Raw genomic sequence first — 15,837 nt, forward strand, 5'->3', positions numbered from 1 at the left:
TTCTCCAGCGTCACTGCGCTGCGACGAGGACGGCGGCGGGCTCGTGGGTATACGCTGCGGAGCGATGGCGACCCAACCCACCCCGCTCACCGCTGTCGTTCTCGCTGCTGGACAAGGGACTCGGATGAAGAGCGCCCGACCGAAGGTGCTCCACGAGCTCTGCGGCCGGCCGATGCTCCATTACGTCGTCGACGCGGCGCTGGCCGCCGGCGCCTCGGACGTCGTGGTCGTCGTCGGCCACGGCCGGGACGAGGTCTCGGCGGCCCTGGACAAGGCGTTCGGCGCCCAGGGGAAGAAGGTCCGCACCGCGCTCCAGCCCCAGCAGCGCGGCACGGGCGACGCGGTGCGCTGCGCCATGCCGCACATCGACGCGACCTCCGAGGCGATCCTGATCCTGTGCGGCGACACGCCGCTGCTCGATCCGGAGCAGCTCACGCAGCTCCGCGGGGCGCTCGACCGCGCGGGCGACGCGCCGATCGCGATGCTCACAGCGGAGGTGTCCGATCCGACGGGGTACGGCAGGATCCTCCGCGACGCGTCGGGCCGGGTCATCGGCATCCGCGAGCACAAGGACGCGACGGCCGAGGAGCGCGCGATCACCGAGGTGAACCCCGGCGTGTACCTCGCCCGCAGCGGGTTCCTCGGGCGCGCGCTGGCGGGGCTGACGACGGACAACGCGCAGGGCGAGCTCTACCTGACCGACATCGTCGCGCAGGCGGCGAAGGCCGGCGGCGCCGCGGCGGTCGTGGCCAGGGACGTCGGCTCGCTCGTGGGCATCAACGACCGCGCGCAGCTCGCCGCCGCCGAGGAGGTGCTTTACGGCCGCATCGCCGACCGGCTGCGCAAGAGCGGCGTCACGATCCGCACGAGCGCCCGCATCGACGCGGGCGTGCTCGTCGAGCCGGACGCCGTGATCGAGCACGCCGTGGTCCTGCGGGGCCGGACGCGCGTCGGCGCGGGGGCGCGGATCGACGTGGGCTCGGTCCTCACGGACGTTGTCGTCGAGGCGGGCGCCTCGGTGAAGCCGTACACGGTCGCCTCGCAGTCGTCGATCGGCGCCGGCGCGCAGATCGGGCCGTTCTCGCACCTCCGCCCGGAGAGCCAGATCGAGGCCGACGCGCACATCGGCAACTTCGTCGAGACCAAGAAGACCGTGGTCCGGAAGGGCGCGAAGGCGAACCACCTCGCCTACCTCGGCGACGGCGACATCGGCGAGGGCGCGAACGTCGGCGCCGGGACGATCTTCTGCAACTACGACGGCTTCCGGAAGCACCGGACCGAGATCGGCGCCGGCGCCTTCATCGGCAGCGACTCGCAGATCGTCGCCCCGGTGAAGATCGGCGCGGGCGCCTACGTGGCGACGGGCACGACCGTGACCCGCGACGTGCCGGACGAGGCGCTGGCGATCGGCCGGGTGAAGCAGGAGAACAAGGAGGGCTACGCGACGCGGCTCAAGGCGCGGCTGAAGGACGCGGCGAAGAAGTAGGCCCTGAAGGGTGGGGGGGGGGGCCGGTGGGGGGGCGTGGATGACGTGGGCGACCAAGTACATCGAGCAGCTGAGGCAGGGGCAGACCGTCTCGTTTCGGCCGACGGGCAACTCCATGCAGGGCCGCATCGCGTCGCGGCAGCTGGTCACGGTGGCGCCGATCTCGACGCCCCCACGGGTCGGCGACGTGGTGCTCTGCAAGGTCGAGGGGAAGCAGTGGCTGCACCTGGTCTCCGCCGTCGGCGCGGACGGGCGCTTCCAGATCAGCAACAACAAGGGCCACGTGAATGGCTGGACGACCCGAGCGAACATCTTCGGGATCGTCACGCATGTGGATGGCGTCGCTGAGAAGCGCAGATGACCGACCAGAAGCGGGCGAGGTCGACGCGGCCCGTGCTGTTCACGCACGGTGAGGGGCGGTAGCGAGGCGACCGGCCGACCCGCCGGGATCACACCTCCCGGCGCCGGAGCCACGCGGCGAGCGCATCGGCGATCCGACCCGAACTTCCGGCCGCGGCTGTAGCTCGGCCTCCGGCAGCGACTGCGCAGGTCATTTTCGCGCGACGCCAGAGACCCCCGTGCTCGTCCGGCTGCAACCTGGGTCGGCTCGAATCCTGGGAGGGCACGGATCTCGCTTGTGCCCTCGTATGTGATTCAGTTCACATTTGCAGGACAGGAGCCCCATGCCGACGTACGAGTTCAAGTGCAACGACTGCGGCGCCGAGTTCGAGGTGGTCGCGTCGCTCTCCGAGTTCGAGCGCCTGAAGCGGGAGCGCACGGTCCAGTGCACGGCCTGCGGCCGCTCGAACGTCGAGCCGGAGATCGTGGCGTTCCAGGTGCAAACGGCGCGAAAGAGCGCCTAGGCAGAAGGACGAAGCGACGTGTCGAGCGAGAACTACCACGAGCTGCCCGAGCTCCTGTCCGAGGCGACCAAGGAACGGCACCGCGCGATCGTCTCGTTGATCGAGGAGCTCGAGGCGATCGACTGGTACCAGCAGCGCGCCGAGGCGTGCTCGGACGCGGAGCTCCGTGCCGTGCTGCTCCACCACCTCGAGGAGGAGGTGGAGCACGCGATGATGAACCTCGAGTGGCTCCGGCGGAATGATCGCGTCTTCCAGGAGAAGATCGACATCTACCTCAACAGCCAGGGGCCGATCACCGAGGTGGAGGCGGCCGAGGAGGCGGCGAAGCTCGGCGCCACGGCGAAGACCGGCGCCACGGTGCCGCCGAGCGGTGCGCTCGGCATCGGGAGCCTGAAGGGGGCATGATCATGGATCTTCTCAAGCGCGAGCTCGCTCCCATCCTCCCCGCCGCGTGGGACCTCATCGATCACGAGGCGACGCGCGTGCTCAAGCTGCACCTCGCCGGCCGCAAGGTCGTCGACTTCCGCGGTCCGTTCGGCTGGGAGGTCGCCGCCGTCAACACGGGGCGCCTGCGCGCGATCGAGCGGAAGGAGGGGTCCGCGGTGAGCGCGGGCGTCCGCCTCGTGCGGCCGCTCGTCGAGTTCCGCGCGCCCATCCGCCTCGAGCTCGCCGAGCTGGACGCCGTCGGGCGCGGCGCGCAGGAGCCCAACATCGAGGACGTCGTGCGCGCCGCCGAGCACGCCGCGCGCTTCGAGGACGGCGCCATCTTCAACGGGCTCGCGGCCGCCGGGATCGAAGGGATCCTGGAGGTCGCGCCGCACAAGCCCGTGGTGATCCCCGCGCCGGAGGCGTGGCCGCGCGCCGTGGTGGAGGCGAGAGAGGTGCTCCGCGCCGCGGGCGTCGACGGTCCTTATGCGCTCGCGCTGGGCCCGAAGGCGTACGACGAGCTGGCCGCGGCCGCGGAGGACGGCTATCCGCTCCGCAAGCACATCGAGGGCCAGCTGATCGACGGGCCGATCGTGTGGGCGCCCGCGCTCGAAGGCGGCGTGCTCCTGAGCACGCGAGGCGGCGACTTCGAGCTGACCGTGGGGGAAGACCTGTCCATCGGCTACGACGGGCACGACAGACAGGTCGTCGAGCTCTTCCTCACCGAGAGCTTCACGTTCCGCGTGCTCGAGCGCGCCGCGGCCGTGGCGCTGCGGCGGGGCTGAAATCAGGCCGGCTACTCGGCGTCGCCGACCGCGGCGCCCTCGCCGTCCCGCAGCGACGGGATGACGTGGCCCATCCGGAGGCGCTTCGCCTCGAGGTAGGGCGCGGAGAACGGGTTGGCCGGGACGATGGCCGCCGAGCGCGAGGCGATCCGGACGCCGAGCGCGCGGAGCGCGTCGACCTTGTCGGGGTTGTTCGTGAGGAGCCGGATCGACTCGATGCCGAGGTGCTCGATCATCGCGGCCGCGGGCTCGTAGCCGCGGGCGTCGTCCGGCAGGCCGAGGATGCGGTTCGCGTCGACCGTGTCGTGGCCGAACGCCTGGAGCTGGTACGCCCGGATCTTGTTGGCGAGCCCGATGCCGCGCCCCTCCTGCCGGAGGTAGAGCACCACGCCGAGCCCGCGGCGCCCGATCTCGGCCTGGGCCGCCTCGAGCTGCTCGCGGCAATCGCACTTGAGGGAGCCGAACACCTCGCTCGTGAGGCACTCGGAGTGGACGCGCAGGGTCACGTCCGAGCGGCCGCGCACGTCGCCCATGACGAGCGCGACGTGATCGGGAGACAGCCCCTGGTCGGGGCTCGTCGTCCCACCGAAGTGGAACACCAACATCTGAAAGACGCCGTGCTTCGTGGGCACGGGCGCCTGGGCGCGAATATCGAGCTGAGGCCGGATCGCCGTCGTCGGGACGTGCATCTCGCTCTCCTGGTGGAGGAATCCTGGGTCGCCTGTCAAGCAAGGAGCGCGCCTGGGTAGCCCGCTGCCCTGCCCTTGTCCGGCCACCCCTGAAGGTGGCGTCAATCAGGTAGCGTAAGCACCCGGCCGGAACAAGGTAAGCTCTCCAAGATGTTGCTCCAAGGACATACCTGGAGCAGCCGGTCAGCGATCCGGAGCAGCCGATCTGCTTCGTCCCCGCGCGATCCGCCGGCACCGCCGACTGTGAGCGAACTCACCAACGAGACGCCGGCGGACCCTCGGAGCGGCGAGGAAGCCGGGGGACCGCCGCCGCCTCGGAACCACCGGGGGTGCCGAGGAGGCCGGGCGCCGCGCGCCCGCCTCAGAACCACCCGGGTTGCATCCTGGCGTACGAGTCCTCGCCGGAGCGGCAGAGCGCGGCGAGCACCTCGACCCGGGGCAGCTCCGTCGAGAGCCAGTACTGCGCCGCGCAGAGCTTGCCTTCGTAGAAGTCGGCCGGAGCGGCGCCCCTGGCGAGCCCTTCGCGAGCGGCCGCGGCCATCGCGAGCCATTGCCAGGCCACCACGACCACGGAGACGAGCTCCATGTAATCCGCGCTGTGCCGCAGCATCCGCTCGGTGTCGCCGTGCATCCCCGCCTCGGCGAGCTGCACCGTCACCTCGCCGAGCAGCGCGAGCGCCGCGCCGAGGCGCTCGCCCCACGCGGGCTCGACGCCGGCCCGCTGCGCCCGGGCGATCGTCAGCCGGATCTCGCCGCCGAGCGCGATGAGCGCGGCGCCGTTCCCGGCCACGACCTTGCGGCCGAGCAGGTCCAGGCCCTGGATCCCCGTCGTGCCCTCGTGGATCGAGTTGAGCTTCTGATCCCGGAGCCACGCCTCCGGGAGGTACTCGCTCGAGTAGCCGTAGCCGCCGTGGACCTGGAGCGCGAGGGCGTTCGCCTCGAAGCCCTTCTCGGCGGGGAAGGTCTTGGCGATGGGGGTGAGCAGGTCGAGGAGCCGCTGGGCGCGCTCCCGCTCCGCCGCGTCCGCGGCGTGCGCCGCGAGATCGGCGTACAGCGCGGTCGTGGAGACGAGCGCGAGGCCGCCCTCGACGATGGCCTTCTGCCGGAGCAGCATCCGGCGCACGTCGGCGTGCTCGATGATGGGCACCTGCGGCGCCCCCGGGTCCCTCGCGCCGAGCGGCCGGCCCTGCGGCCGGACGAGCGCGTAGCCGAGCGCCTCGTGGTAGGCCGCGGAGGCGGTCGCCACGGCGTTCGCGCCGACCAGGATGCGGGCCTCGTTCATCATCTGGAACATGCAGGCGACGCCCTGGTGGGGGCTGCCCACGAGGTAGCCGTGGCAGTCCCCCTTCTCGCCGAAGCTGAGCGACAGGCTGGGGAGCCCGCGCCAGCCGAGCTTGTGGATCATGCCGGCGACCTCGACGTCGTTCGGGACGAGCTGCCCGCCCTCGGGCCGCCGCTTGGGCACGGCGAACAGGCTCACGCCCTTGATGCCCCGAGGCGCGCCCTCGATGCGCGCGAGCGTGAGGTGGACGATGTTCTCGGTGAGGTCGTGGTCGCCGCCCGAGATGAAGATCTTCGACCCGCGGACGAGGTAGTGGCCCGCGTCGGTCTTCACCGCGCTCGCCTGGACGTCGGCGAGGCTCGAGCCGGCCTGGGGCTCGGTGAGCGCCATGGTCCCGGTCCACTCGCCGGCGTACATCCGGGTCATGAAGGCGGACCGCAGGGCGTCGTCACCGAACGTCTCGATGAGGTGCGCCGCGCCGGCCGTCAGGCTGAGGTAGCCGCACGCGCTCAGGTTCGCCGCCTGCAGGTAGGCCCCCGCGAGCGTGGCGACGACGAGCGGAAGCTGCTGGCCCCCCACCGCGGCCGGCCGCGCCGCGGTGAGCACCCCGAGCTCGACCATCGGCCGGAAGACCCGCCTGACGGCGGGGTGCACCGTGATGGCGCCCCCCTCGAAGCGCGGCGGCGCCTCGTCGACCGGCCTGTAGGTCGGGAACAGCACCTCCCGCGCGAACCGCCGGCAGCTCTGGAGGTAGAGATCGAACGTGTCGCGCGCGTGATCGGCGAAATAGGGGAGCTCGCAGAGGCGCGTCGCGTCGAGCACCTCGTAGAGGAGGAACTCGACGTCGCGGTCGTTGAGGAGGGGGTTCTGGGGAGGGGTCATGTGTCTCTCGCCGGGCCTGACGCACGCTAAGCGCGCATGAAGCGGGATGTCGAGCGGCTTGTCTCGGTCATGGGTCCGGCGAGCGCGGGCGGAAATGAACCGACAGGATCCGGCCGGATCCTGCCGGCGTCGGCGCCAGCGCCGAGTTAGCCCGTTCCGCCTTGGTCTCGAGTGCGTTTCTTCCAAACAGACGGGCTGCGCCGCTGTGATGGAGTACGGCAAGGATCAGCGCCGCCCGCTGGTCTGCTTCACCACGAAGCAGGAAGTAGATCGCATAGGGGAATCGCTTGAGCAGTGCGCGGCGAGTCCCCCGCCCGATCTCGGGGAACTGTGACGGGAGCTCGCGGATCCGGCGAACGATATGCCGTAGTTCGTCAACGAACTGTCCGCCCAGCCCCGCCTCCTCGTCCTCGTACCATTGTCCTCGTACCATTCCGCCGCCTCCCGGATGTCCAGCTCGGCAGATGGGCGTACGATGAGCCGGATCATCGACGCGTCGCGAGGCTCGCACGAAGGTCGGCCTCGACCTCTTCCCAGGACCGGCCAGCGTCTGGCGCTGCTTCGTACTCGGCGAGCCGGCGTTCGAGCACGGCGCTGTGCCACTCGGGTACCGGCACCTCTTCCTCCCTCGCCGCGATCCGCTCCCAGAGCGCTTGGACGTATTCGATCTGCTCGTTCACGGTGAGCTCGTCGAAGCCAGGCGGCGGGTTCTGGATGGCTCGCTCCATGATCAGCAGGATACCACAAGGGGCGCGCGGCGGCGTAGCGCGTGGTTGACGCGGTCAAGAGCGAGCGGCGCCGACGGTGAGCCGCGCACCGCGGCACCGTCACGCCGATCCGGGACCGACATGTACATGTCGACAGTCCCTATTCGCGCGCGACACGATCGAGATGCTTCACTGACGATCAAGGATATTCCTCGCCTGCGAAAGGAGTTCAAATTTTCGACGTCCGATGCGAACAAGGCGCTCGGTGCCGCGTTTGCCGTTGCCGGGTAGTATCCGGCAGGGCAGCGCCAAAGTTTGAATCGGAACTGGCTGGGCTTCGCAATCGCGCGGTCCACGCCGGCGAGTATCCGACCGCGGAACGCGCCGAGTGGGCAGTGCTTGAAGTCGAGCGAATTGTGACTACACTAGACGACATGCTCAACGAAGCGGCTCCGAGGCGCGATCCTTCCTTTCGCCTCGCGGTGTCGATGGTCGACTTTCCTCTCCTGCCCCAGCAGCCTGCGGGGCAAATGACTGTTGGGTTCTCTGCCGTGCTCTCTGGAGTTACAAAACCTCGAGAGACAGTACCGAACCGGCTCGCACGTTATAGAAGCGGAGAGCTTCGAAACCTAAGGCTCTACTGAGCGACGTCGGACCATTCCGGCCCAGCGTCGGCGAGGTGATGCGTCGGCGAGTGCGTGCATTCAAGAGAGGCTTGCCCTCTCCCATCGCTCCCAGAAGCCATCTCTCGACAGCCAAGGATCGCTCCGCCGCCCTCGACCGCCGTTAAACGCGTGTCACGGCCGACCGGCTAGCAGTTCCCGTGGCGATGGATCCACGCTTTTTTTTTCGAAATTGAGCGATCGGGGGCCACGCGCTCTTTGCCGTGCTTGCCCGGGGTTCCTACACTCCTGACCCATGAGACGACTTTCCTGGGTTCTGCTCGCGGCGTTGGTTTCCGTGGGCTGTGGGGACAACGACGACCCGTCGGAGGCGGGTTCCGGCGGTGATGGCGGTGGCGGCGCAGGTGGTGGCGCGGCGTGCGAAGCCGAAGGCGACGGGACGCTCGACGTCGAGATCGTGAGCCCGAATGACACTGGAGACGTCGCCGTGACCTCGCCCGGAGTGCCGGACGAGCGCGTGGTCTCGAGCGCGTCCCTCGACACGCCGGCGGGTGAGTACACGCTGCGCGCAAGCAGCGTGGCCGACTACCCGGACGGCGAACGCGTCGGCTTCGTCTATCGGCCCGAAGACCCGGAGCAGAGCGCCTGCGTCGCCGACGGCGCGACCACCGAGGTCACCTTCAACTACGAGCTCACGCCCGGGAGCCACCAGCTCTGGTTCACCGCGCAGAACGGCGACCAGCTGGTCGGCGCGCTCGACGGCGAGGCGCTGCTCGAGTCGGGCGAGGTCACGCCGAGCGTCGCGTTCCAGGGGAGCGCGGAGATCATCAACCAGGGCGCGATCGCGTTCGACGAGGCCGGCAACCTGTGGGTCTCGGCCAACGCGGGCCAGATCACCGTGCGGCTCGTCGACACGCTGGGCGAGAGCAGCGAGGCCGCCCCTGACCGCGTGCTCGATGTGTCCGAGGCGTGCGCGGGCGTGATCCCCTGCGCCGCGGGCGGTCTCGCGTTCGACGCCGCCGGCAACCTCTGGGTCGGGATCCGCGATCATTTGCTGAGGATCGACGCGGCCGATCTCGAAGGCTCCGGCGCGGTGGAGCCCTCCGTGACCATCACCGGAGACGAGATCGAGAACGTTCAAGCGCTCGCGTTCGACGGATCGGGCAACCTGTGGGTGGCGAGCGCCGAGCAGGACGCGGTGCTGATGTACGCGGCCGAGCGGCTCGCCGCGGACGGCGGGGATCCCGCCGACGTGGTGCTGAAGGCGCTCACCCCCGCGCCGGTGATCGGGCCGCTGAGCCAGCCGACAGGGCTCGCGTTCGACGAGCAGGGCGCGCTCTGGGTGGGTTACTGGAGCTCGAACACCATCGCAAAGTTCGAGCCCGGCGATCTCGGAGCATCCGCGGAGCTCACCCCGGAGGTTCAACTCGGCGTGGGGGTCCTGGCGCTTCCGGAGAGCATCGCCTTCGATCAGCAGGGGAACCTGTGGTTGCCCTCCAAGGTCGGTTCGGCGGCGGCGATCGCCAAGGCCGAGCTCGCCGCGGGCGGCGACGTGGAAGCGGGAGCCACCGTCCTGACGAGCGAGGCGTTCGGATCGCTCATCGACCTCGCCTTCAACCCGCCCCCCGACTGGTCACCGATCCAGGGCCCCAAGTGAGCCCGTGGCGGCCGTGGCGCCAGACCGCCGGAGCCGCGCAAGGCGCGCCCGCAGGTCGTCCGCGACCACGTAGAAAGCCGGCACGACGAGGAGGCTGAGCGCCGTCGAGACGACGAGGCCGCCGATCACCGCGGCGGCCATCGGAGCCCGGATCTCGGCGCCGGGGCCGAGCGCCAGCGCCGACGGGACAGCGGCCATCAGCGTCGCGATCGAGGTCATCAGGATGGGGCGCAGCCGCACCGGGCCGGCGCGGAGCATCGCCTCGCGGGCGTCCATCACCTCCCCTGCCCCCTCGCCGTGCCCGCGCCTCACCTCGATCGCGTGATCCACGAGGATGATCGAGTTCTTCTTCACGATCCCCATGAGCAGGAGGATCCCGATCATGCTGAAGATGTTGAGCGTGTGCCCCGTCAGCAGCAGCGCGAAGGCGGCGCCCGCGATCGACAGCGGCAGGATCGTCAGCACCGTGACCGGGTGCAGGAACGAGTTGAACTGGGACGCGAGCACCATGTAAGCGACGAGGATCCCGAGCACCAGCGCGAAGAGGAGCCCGCCCATCGACTCGCGGAACGTCACGCTCGCGCCGCCCAGCACCAGGCGGTAGCCGGCCGGCAGGTCCCGGCCGAGCTCCTCGACGCGGGCCACCGCCTCGCCCTGCGAGCGCCCCGGCGCGACGTTGCCGAACACCGAGATCGCGCGCTCGCGGTCGCGCCGCGTGATCGCCTGGAGCGCAGGGCGCTCGTCGTAGGTGACGACCGACGTCAGCGGGACCAGCGCGCCCGACGCGCTCCTCACCTGGATGCGCGCGAGATCCTCGGGCCGGCTCCGCTGCTCCGCGAGCAGGCGCGCGCGGACGTCGATGCGGCGCCCGCTGTCGTTGTACTTGGCGACGCGCCCGCCGCCGATCAGCGTGTTCAGCGTCGTCGCGATGGCCTCGACGCTCACGCCGAGATCCGCGGCCCGCGCCCGGTCGGGCACGATGCGGAGCTCGGGCATGCCGAGCTGGTAGTCGGAGTCGAGATCCACGACGAGGCCGCTCTGCGCGAGCTCGGCCCGGATGCGCTCGCTGTGCTTCGTGAGCTCGTCCCAGTCGGGGCCGCGGATCGAGAACTCGACAGGGAACCCGCGCTGGGCCGTGAAGCCCGACTGCGAGAGGTCCTGGACCACGGCGCGCAGGCCGGGGTAGCCATTCAGCTCCTTGCGGAGCGCGCTCTGGAGGTCGGCCTGCGAAAGCGCCCGCTCGTCCGCCGGCTTCATCGTGACGAACAGCATGCCCGTGTTGACGCCGCCCCCTCCGCCGAAGCCGCCGACGACGGCGAAGACCCGCTCCACCGCCGGGTTCGCACCCACGGCCGCCTCGGCGCGGCGGAAGAGCCGGTCGGTCTCCTCGATGTCCGAGCCGACCGCCGTCTGCAGGCGGACAAGGAGCCGCCCCTGGTCCTGCGACGGGACGAACTCCGTCGGGAGGCGCTGCATGGCGACGATCGCGCCGGCGAAGAGGATCGCGCCGAGCAGGACGACCGCGACCGGGAACCGGAGCGCCCGGGCGAGCAGCCAGCCATAGCCGCGGGAGAGCGCCTCGAAGCCGCGATCGACGAGCCGCCCGAGGCGGCCCCGGCCCTCGCGCGAGACGTCGAGGATCTGCGCGCAGCGGGCGGGCGCGAGGGTGATCGCCTCGAGGTACGAGAGGAGCACGGCGATGCAGAGGGTCACGCCGAACTGGAGGAAGAACCGGCCGACCACCCCCTCCATGAAGATGATCGGAAGGAAGATCGCGACGACGGCGAGCGTCGCGGCGAGCGCCGCGAAGGTGATCTCGGCCGTGCCCTCGCGGGCGGCGCGGACGCGGTCCTTCCCCCCTTCGGCGTGCCGGTGGATGTTCTCGAGCACCATGATCGCGTCGTCGACGACGATGCCGACGGCGAGCGAGAGCCCGAGCAGCGTGAAGGTGTTCAGCGTGAAGCCGAGGAAGTAGATCGCGGCGACCGTGCCGAGCAGCGACATCGGGATGGCCAGGACGACGTTGAGCGTGCTCGAGAGCGAGCCGAGGAACATCCAGCAGACGAGGGCCGTGAGCGCGATGGCCATGCCGAGCTCGAGCTCGATCTCGTGGACCGACTCCTCGATGAACTTCGTCGAGTCGAAGTTCACGCCGACCTCCATCCCCTCGGGCAGGGACTTCTGGACCTCGGCAAGCGCGGCCCGGACCCCCCGGGCGACCTCGACCGCGTTCGAGCCGCGCTGCTTCCTCACGCCGAGGCCCTGGGCCGGCTCCCCGTTCACCCGGGCGAGGCGGCGGACGTCCTCGAAGCCGTCCTCGACCAGCGCGACGTCCTCCAGGTACACCGTGGCGCGCGCCGACGACGGCGGCCCTGCCGCCTGGGCGGCCGCGCCCGGCTGGGCGGCCGCGCCGGGATCGCCCTGGCGGAGGACGATCCGCTTGAAGGTCGCGAGATCGAGCGCCTCCCCCATCACCCGCACGTTGAGCTCCCGCCCTTCGGTCTCGATGCGACCGGCGGGGAGCTCGATGTGCTGGCGGCGCAGCGCCTCGGTGACGTCGGCGACGGTGAGCCCCCTCGCCGCGAGTCGATCGGCGTCGATCCAGATGCGGACGTTGCGCTCGAGGTAGCCGCCGAGCGTGAGCTCTCCGACGCCGGGCACCGTCTGGAGCTTCTCCTTCAGCCGGTAACGCGCGATGTCGGCGACGAGCTGGGGAGAGAAGGGGCCGGAGAGACCGACCCACATGATCGGCTGATCCTCCGGGTTCGTCTTGGAGACGACGGGCGGGTCGAGGTCGAGCGGCAGCCGCCGCTGCGCCTGGGAGATCTTCGTCTGAACGTCCTGGAGCGCGACGTCGACGTCGCGCGACAGGTCGAGCTCGATGGTGACCGAGGCGCTCCCCTGGCGCGACGTCGACGTGATCGATCGGATCCCCTCGACCTGGACGGCCGCCTCCTCGAGCGGCTCGACCACGTCGTGCTCCATGATCTCGGGGGCGGCGCCCTCCAGCGTGGCGGAGATGGTGATGGTGGGGAAGTCGACGTCGGGGAACTGGCTGATGCCGATGCGCGACACGGCGACGAGACCGAAGACGATGGTCGCGGCCATCAGCATCCACGCGAAGACCGGCTTCCTGAGGCAGGCTTCGGTGAGGCTCACGGCACGCTCCGTGACGAGCTGGCGGGAGCGGTCAGCGGCGACGCGCCGGACGAGGCGGCCGGCGGCGATGCGCCGGACGAGGCGGCGGGCGGCGATGCGCCGGACGAGGCGGCCGGCGGCGACGCGCCGGCCGCGGACGCGCTGGCGTCTGCGCCTCCCTCGGGGTGGCGCCCCGCGGCCTGGCCTCCCGGCACGCTGCCGGGCGCCGCGATGCGGACCTGCGCCCCCTCGCGCAGCGCCTCCGCGCCGCGCGCCACGAGGAGTTCTCCCACGGAGAGGCCCGACTTGACCTCGACGCGCCCGTCGGGCGTGCGCAGGCCCAGCGAGAGCACGCGCTCGCGCGCGGTGGTGCCGTCGACCACGTACGCGAGGAACCCCCGCTCGCTCGGTCGCACGGACGTGAGTGGGATGACCGGGGCGTCGCCGCTCGCGCCCACGGGCACGGTCACCTCGGCGAAGGTCCCCGGGCGGAGCAGCTCCTTGCCCTCGCCCTGCACCTCGCCGGTCACGGCGACCATGCGCGTCGCCGGATCCGCCGCGTCGGCGACGTGCGTCAGCCTGGCGCTGTAGGTCCGCGCGTCGCCCTTCACCGTGAAGCGCGCCTCCATGTCGGGCCTGACCCGCGGGGCGTCGGCGGCGGGGATCTGGAAGCGGAGCAGGAGCGGGTCGCGGCGCAGGAGCGTCGCGAGCACGGTGCCGACGGGCACGTGCTGGCCGGTCTGCACGGTGCGCGTCTGGATCTTCCCCTGGATGGGGGCGCGCACGTAGGCGTCGCGCAGGTTCAGGAGCGCCTGGTCGACGGCGACCTTCGCCTCGGCGACCTGCGCGGCGGTCGTCGCCGCCCTCGAGCGCCAGGACGCGACGTCTTCCTTGCTGAAGACGCCGTCGGCGCCCTCGGCCTCGCGCCGCTCGAGCCCCGCGGCGGCCTCGGCCTGGGTGGCGGTCATCCGATCGAGCGTCGCGCGCGCCGCGCGGACGGCGAGGTTGTACCGGGCTGGGTCGATCTCGACGAGCACCTGCCCTGCCTTGACCTCGGCGCCCTCCATGAACCGCACCGCCTCGACGACGCCGGCGACGCGCGCGGTGAGCTGCACCTGCTCGAACGCCTCGACCGCCCCGACGGCCGGCACGGCGTACTCGACGCGCTCCGCCGCGACGGGCACGACCTCGACCGGGAAGCTGAGCCCCTGCTTCGCGGGCTTGCGCCCCTGCTCGGGCGAGGCCTCCCCGCCCTTCTTGCACGCCGGAGATCCGAGGAAGACAAGCGCCGCCACCAGGGCGAGCGCGGCCACGCGAATCGGTTGGAGCACCATCTAGGTGGAGGAGTAGCGCAACTCGAGCCGCTGTGCGCGGGGCCGGGCGGGGGTGACCGGGCAGCGTCACGCCGGCCACAGGCCGCGGAGCGGGGCCCGCGCAGCGGCGGGGCGCCGGGAAGCACGGTACGCGCGGCCCGATCTGACCGGCGGCGCGCACCGCGGCGGTCGCGACGGGCGCCCGGGACTTCCGCCGCCCACCGATCGCAAACCACGCCGATCCAGCACAAAGACACGCACTGCCGCACAGGACAGACACTGCGTACAGTCCCGCAGACAGCAGGGATGCTGACCCACGAGCCCGGCGTGAAACCAGCAACGACGGGCGAGCTGACACGAGCTGGCGGAGTCGACGATGACAGACCTGGTCAACGACATGACCGAACGATTTCTGCGCGATGCCGGCATCGCTCCCGGCATGCGCGTCCTCGACGTGGGGTGCGGCCGAGGCGACGTGAGCCTCATGGTCGCCCGCATCGTCGGCGAAGGGGGTTGCGTGCTCGGGGTAGACCGTGATCCGGCGCCGATCGCGGTCGCTCGCCGGCGAGCCGCCGAGCTGGGACTCCGCCGCGTCGCCTTCGAAGAGCGGGACCTCGGCGCGCTCTCCTCCGCCGCCGAGCGCTTCGATGCCGCCGTCGGCCGGAGGGTGCTCATGTACCAGCCGGATCCTGTCGCCGCGGTCCGTGCCATGGCCGGAGCCGTGCGCGCCGGCGGCCTGATCCTGCTTCAGGAGAACGACGCGACGATGGGCCAGGGCAGCCTCGTGCCCATGGATCTGCACCGCCAGGTGCACCAGTGGATCTGGCGGACCGTCGAGCGTGAGGGCGCGAGCCTCCACATGGGATTCCAGATGCCGAGCGTCTTTGAAGAGGCGGGCCTGACCGTGCAGCTCGTGAGGGCCGAGGCCATCGTGCAGACGCCGAGGATCGAGCATCCGCTCGCGTTCATCGTTCGCGCGATGCTCCCGCGGATCGTCCAGCAAGGCGTGGCGTCGGAGGCCGAGATCGACGTGGACACCCTGGAAGAACGGCTCGCCGCCGAACGGACGAAGGCCAATACCACCTTCGTCGGCGACCTCGTCTTCAGCGTGTGCGGCCGGACACCGTCTCCTGGGTGAGCGTGCCGCCCTTGCTCTGCGCTTCGGCGCGCCACGCCGCCGGCGTCGCCCCGTGCTCTCTACGGAACATGCGGATGAAGTGCGTCGCGTCCGCGTAGCCGACGCGCTCGGCGACGAGCTCGACCCTCTCGTCGGAGTGGAGGAGGATGCGGCGAGCCTCCGCCATTCTCCCAGCCACGATCCACTCGACCGCGCTCCGGCCCGTCGCCCGAGAGAGCGCCGTCGTCACGTACGCCGGGCTCCGCCCGACCGATCGCGCGACGTCCTTGAGCGAGAGCGGCCGAAGGCAGTTTCGCTCGATGAAGCGAAGGGCATCGACGACGACTCCCGGCGATGGCGAGGCAGGGTGTTGCGAGCGCGCGGCCTGCCGAACCTCGTTGAGGATGAGAACAAGGAGGCTCCGCTGGACGACGTCAGGAGCGCCGCCATCGCCCGATTCCGTCGCGCGCATGAGCTCGCGGAGGAGCATGTCGATGTGCGCGTGACGATCCGCGGGCACCCGAACGACGGGGGACGCGCCGGAGCGCACGCGCTCGAACGGCTCGAGCAAGCTGCCCGCCTCCTCGGCGGCCAAGCAGGGGACACAGAAGCCAACGCCGATCCAGTCCGGGGCTGCCTTCTCGATCGAGCGGTGCGGCTGTCCGGCCGGCACGAGGAGGACGTCTCCAGCCTCGACGTGCCATCGACCGCGCTGATCGATCCGAGAAGCGCCGCTCGTGTAGAACGCCAGCGCGGCGAAGGCGTGGGTCACGGACGCCCGCATGACCGGCTGCACCGGTGAGGGCTGCCGGCAGCAAAAAATCGCTCGGCCTCCGCCCACAAGGTCTTCTCGCTGGATCGCCGGCGCC

General features: G+C 71.0%; 14 protein-coding genes. 7 read left to right on the forward strand and 7 right to left on the reverse strand.

Annotation, left to right across the window (positions count from 1 at the left end; all coding sequences use genetic code 11):
- Positions 1–64 precede the first annotated feature (64 nt).
- From glmU to WMF34_RS27250, 5 genes are all read left to right on the forward strand, one after another.
- Positions 65–1,486, forward strand: a complete 1,422-nt coding sequence (gene glmU, locus WMF34_RS27230) for a bifunctional UDP-N-acetylglucosamine diphosphorylase/glucosamine-1-phosphate N-acetyltransferase GlmU (RefSeq protein WP_012237907.1) — start codon at positions 65–67, stop codon at positions 1,484–1,486.
- A 40-nt stretch (positions 1,487–1,526) separates the two neighbouring features.
- Entirely contained in the window at positions 1,527–1,847 is a 321-nt protein-coding gene (locus WMF34_RS27235; protein WP_012237908.1) for a S24/S26 family peptidase, read from the forward strand.
- 322 nt (positions 1,848–2,169) lie between these two features.
- The gene (locus WMF34_RS27240; RefSeq protein ID WP_437293213.1) at positions 2,170–2,349 is read left to right on the forward strand and encodes an FmdB family zinc ribbon protein; all 180 of its coding nucleotides are present in this window, start codon (positions 2,170–2,172) and stop codon (positions 2,347–2,349) included.
- A gap of 18 nt (positions 2,350–2,367) precedes the next feature.
- Entirely contained in the window at positions 2,368–2,754 is a 387-nt protein-coding gene (locus tag WMF34_RS27245) for an encapsulin-associated ferritin-like protein (RefSeq protein ID WP_437989607.1), read from the forward strand.
- Positions 2,755–2,756: 2 nt separating this feature from the next.
- Positions 2,757–3,560: a family 1 encapsulin nanocompartment shell protein gene (locus tag WMF34_RS27250; protein ID WP_437989608.1), complete on the forward strand. Its 804-nt coding sequence runs from the start codon at positions 2,757–2,759 to the stop codon at positions 3,558–3,560.
- 11 nt (positions 3,561–3,571) lie between these two features.
- Here the strand turns inward: WMF34_RS27250 and ribA are convergent, their stop codons facing one another.
- The 4 genes from ribA to WMF34_RS27270 form a co-directional block, all read right to left on the reverse strand.
- Positions 3,572–4,249 carry a GTP cyclohydrolase II gene (ribA, locus tag WMF34_RS27255; protein ID WP_012237912.1) on the reverse strand — a complete coding sequence of 226 codons (678 nt, stop codon included), beginning with the start codon at positions 4,247–4,249 and terminating at the stop codon, positions 3,572–3,574.
- A 361-nt stretch (positions 4,250–4,610) separates the two neighbouring features.
- Positions 4,611–6,413, reverse strand: coding sequence for an acyl-CoA dehydrogenase (locus WMF34_RS27260; RefSeq protein ID WP_437989609.1), 1,803 nt, complete (start codon positions 6,411–6,413; stop codon positions 4,611–4,613).
- A gap of 67 nt (positions 6,414–6,480) precedes the next feature.
- The gene (locus WMF34_RS27265) at positions 6,481–6,846 is read right to left on the reverse strand and encodes a hypothetical protein (protein WP_437989610.1); all 366 of its coding nucleotides are present in this window, start codon (positions 6,844–6,846) and stop codon (positions 6,481–6,483) included.
- Between the two features lie 52 nt (positions 6,847–6,898).
- On the reverse strand, positions 6,899–7,141 hold the full coding sequence (locus tag WMF34_RS27270) for an addiction module protein (protein WP_437989611.1): 243 nt from the start codon (positions 7,139–7,141) through the stop codon (positions 6,899–6,901).
- An 897-nt stretch (positions 7,142–8,038) separates the two neighbouring features.
- Here WMF34_RS27270 and WMF34_RS27275 point away from each other — a divergent pair.
- Complete coding sequence (locus tag WMF34_RS27275; RefSeq protein WP_437989612.1) at positions 8,039–9,400, forward strand: Vgb family protein; 1,362 nt, start codon at positions 8,039–8,041, stop codon at positions 9,398–9,400.
- Here WMF34_RS27275 and WMF34_RS27280 read toward each other — a convergent pair.
- Together WMF34_RS27280 and WMF34_RS27285 are read right to left on the reverse strand one after the other, a co-directional pair.
- Positions 9,377–12,559, reverse strand: coding sequence for an efflux RND transporter permease subunit (locus WMF34_RS27280; protein ID WP_012237915.1), 3,183 nt, complete (start codon positions 12,557–12,559; stop codon positions 9,377–9,379). The two genes, WMF34_RS27275 and WMF34_RS27280, sit on opposite strands and share 24 nt — an antisense overlap.
- The gene (locus WMF34_RS27285; RefSeq protein ID WP_437989613.1) at positions 12,556–13,872 is read right to left on the reverse strand and encodes an efflux RND transporter periplasmic adaptor subunit; all 1,317 of its coding nucleotides are present in this window, start codon (positions 13,870–13,872) and stop codon (positions 12,556–12,558) included. Before WMF34_RS27285 ends, WMF34_RS27280 begins: the two co-directional genes overlap by 4 nt.
- 355 nt (positions 13,873–14,227) lie before the next feature.
- On the opposite strand from WMF34_RS27285, the gene WMF34_RS27290 reads away from it, so the two are divergent.
- The gene (locus WMF34_RS27290) at positions 14,228–14,989 is read left to right on the forward strand and encodes a methyltransferase domain-containing protein (RefSeq protein WP_437989614.1); all 762 of its coding nucleotides are present in this window, start codon (positions 14,228–14,230) and stop codon (positions 14,987–14,989) included.
- Here WMF34_RS27290 and WMF34_RS27295 read toward each other — a convergent pair.
- Complete coding sequence (locus tag WMF34_RS27295; RefSeq protein WP_012237918.1) at positions 14,955–15,752, reverse strand: helix-turn-helix transcriptional regulator; 798 nt, start codon at positions 15,750–15,752, stop codon at positions 14,955–14,957. The genes WMF34_RS27290 and WMF34_RS27295 overlap by 35 nt on opposite strands.
- Between the last annotated feature and the right edge of the window lie 85 nt (positions 15,753–15,837).

The organism is Sorangium sp. So ce145, from assembly GCF_051525985.1.
GTDB lineage: Bacteria > Myxococcota_A > Polyangia > Polyangiales > Polyangiaceae > Sorangium > Sorangium cellulosum_B.

Coding starts and splice junctions, on each gene's coding strand:
- WMF34_RS27250 (WP_437989608.1), top strand. CDS start 2,757: ATGGATCTTCTCAAGCGCGAGCTCGCTCCCATCCTCCCCGCCGCGTGG.
- WMF34_RS27275 (WP_437989612.1), top strand. CDS start 8,039: ATGAGACGACTTTCCTGGGTTCTGCTCGCGGCGTTGGTTTCCGTGGGC.
- WMF34_RS27235 (WP_012237908.1), top strand. CDS start 1,527: ATGACGTGGGCGACCAAGTACATCGAGCAGCTGAGGCAGGGGCAGACC.
- WMF34_RS27285 (WP_437989613.1), bottom strand. CDS start 13,872: ATGGTGCTCCAACCGATTCGCGTGGCCGCGCTCGCCCTGGTGGCGGCG.
- glmU (WP_012237907.1), top strand. CDS start 65: ATGGCGACCCAACCCACCCCGCTCACCGCTGTCGTTCTCGCTGCTGGA.
- WMF34_RS27265 (WP_437989610.1), bottom strand. CDS start 6,846: ATGGTACGAGGACAATGGTACGAGGACGAGGAGGCGGGGCTGGGCGGA.
- WMF34_RS27290 (WP_437989614.1), top strand. CDS start 14,228: ATGACAGACCTGGTCAACGACATGACCGAACGATTTCTGCGCGATGCC.
- WMF34_RS27295 (WP_012237918.1), bottom strand. CDS start 15,752: ATGCGGGCGTCCGTGACCCACGCCTTCGCCGCGCTGGCGTTCTACACG.
- WMF34_RS27270 (WP_437989611.1), bottom strand. CDS start 7,141: ATGGAGCGAGCCATCCAGAACCCGCCGCCTGGCTTCGACGAGCTCACC.
- WMF34_RS27240 (WP_437293213.1), top strand. CDS start 2,170: ATGCCGACGTACGAGTTCAAGTGCAACGACTGCGGCGCCGAGTTCGAG.
- ribA (WP_012237912.1), bottom strand. CDS start 4,249: ATGCACGTCCCGACGACGGCGATCCGGCCTCAGCTCGATATTCGCGCC.
- WMF34_RS27260 (WP_437989609.1), bottom strand. CDS start 6,413: ATGACCCCTCCCCAGAACCCCCTCCTCAACGACCGCGACGTCGAGTTC.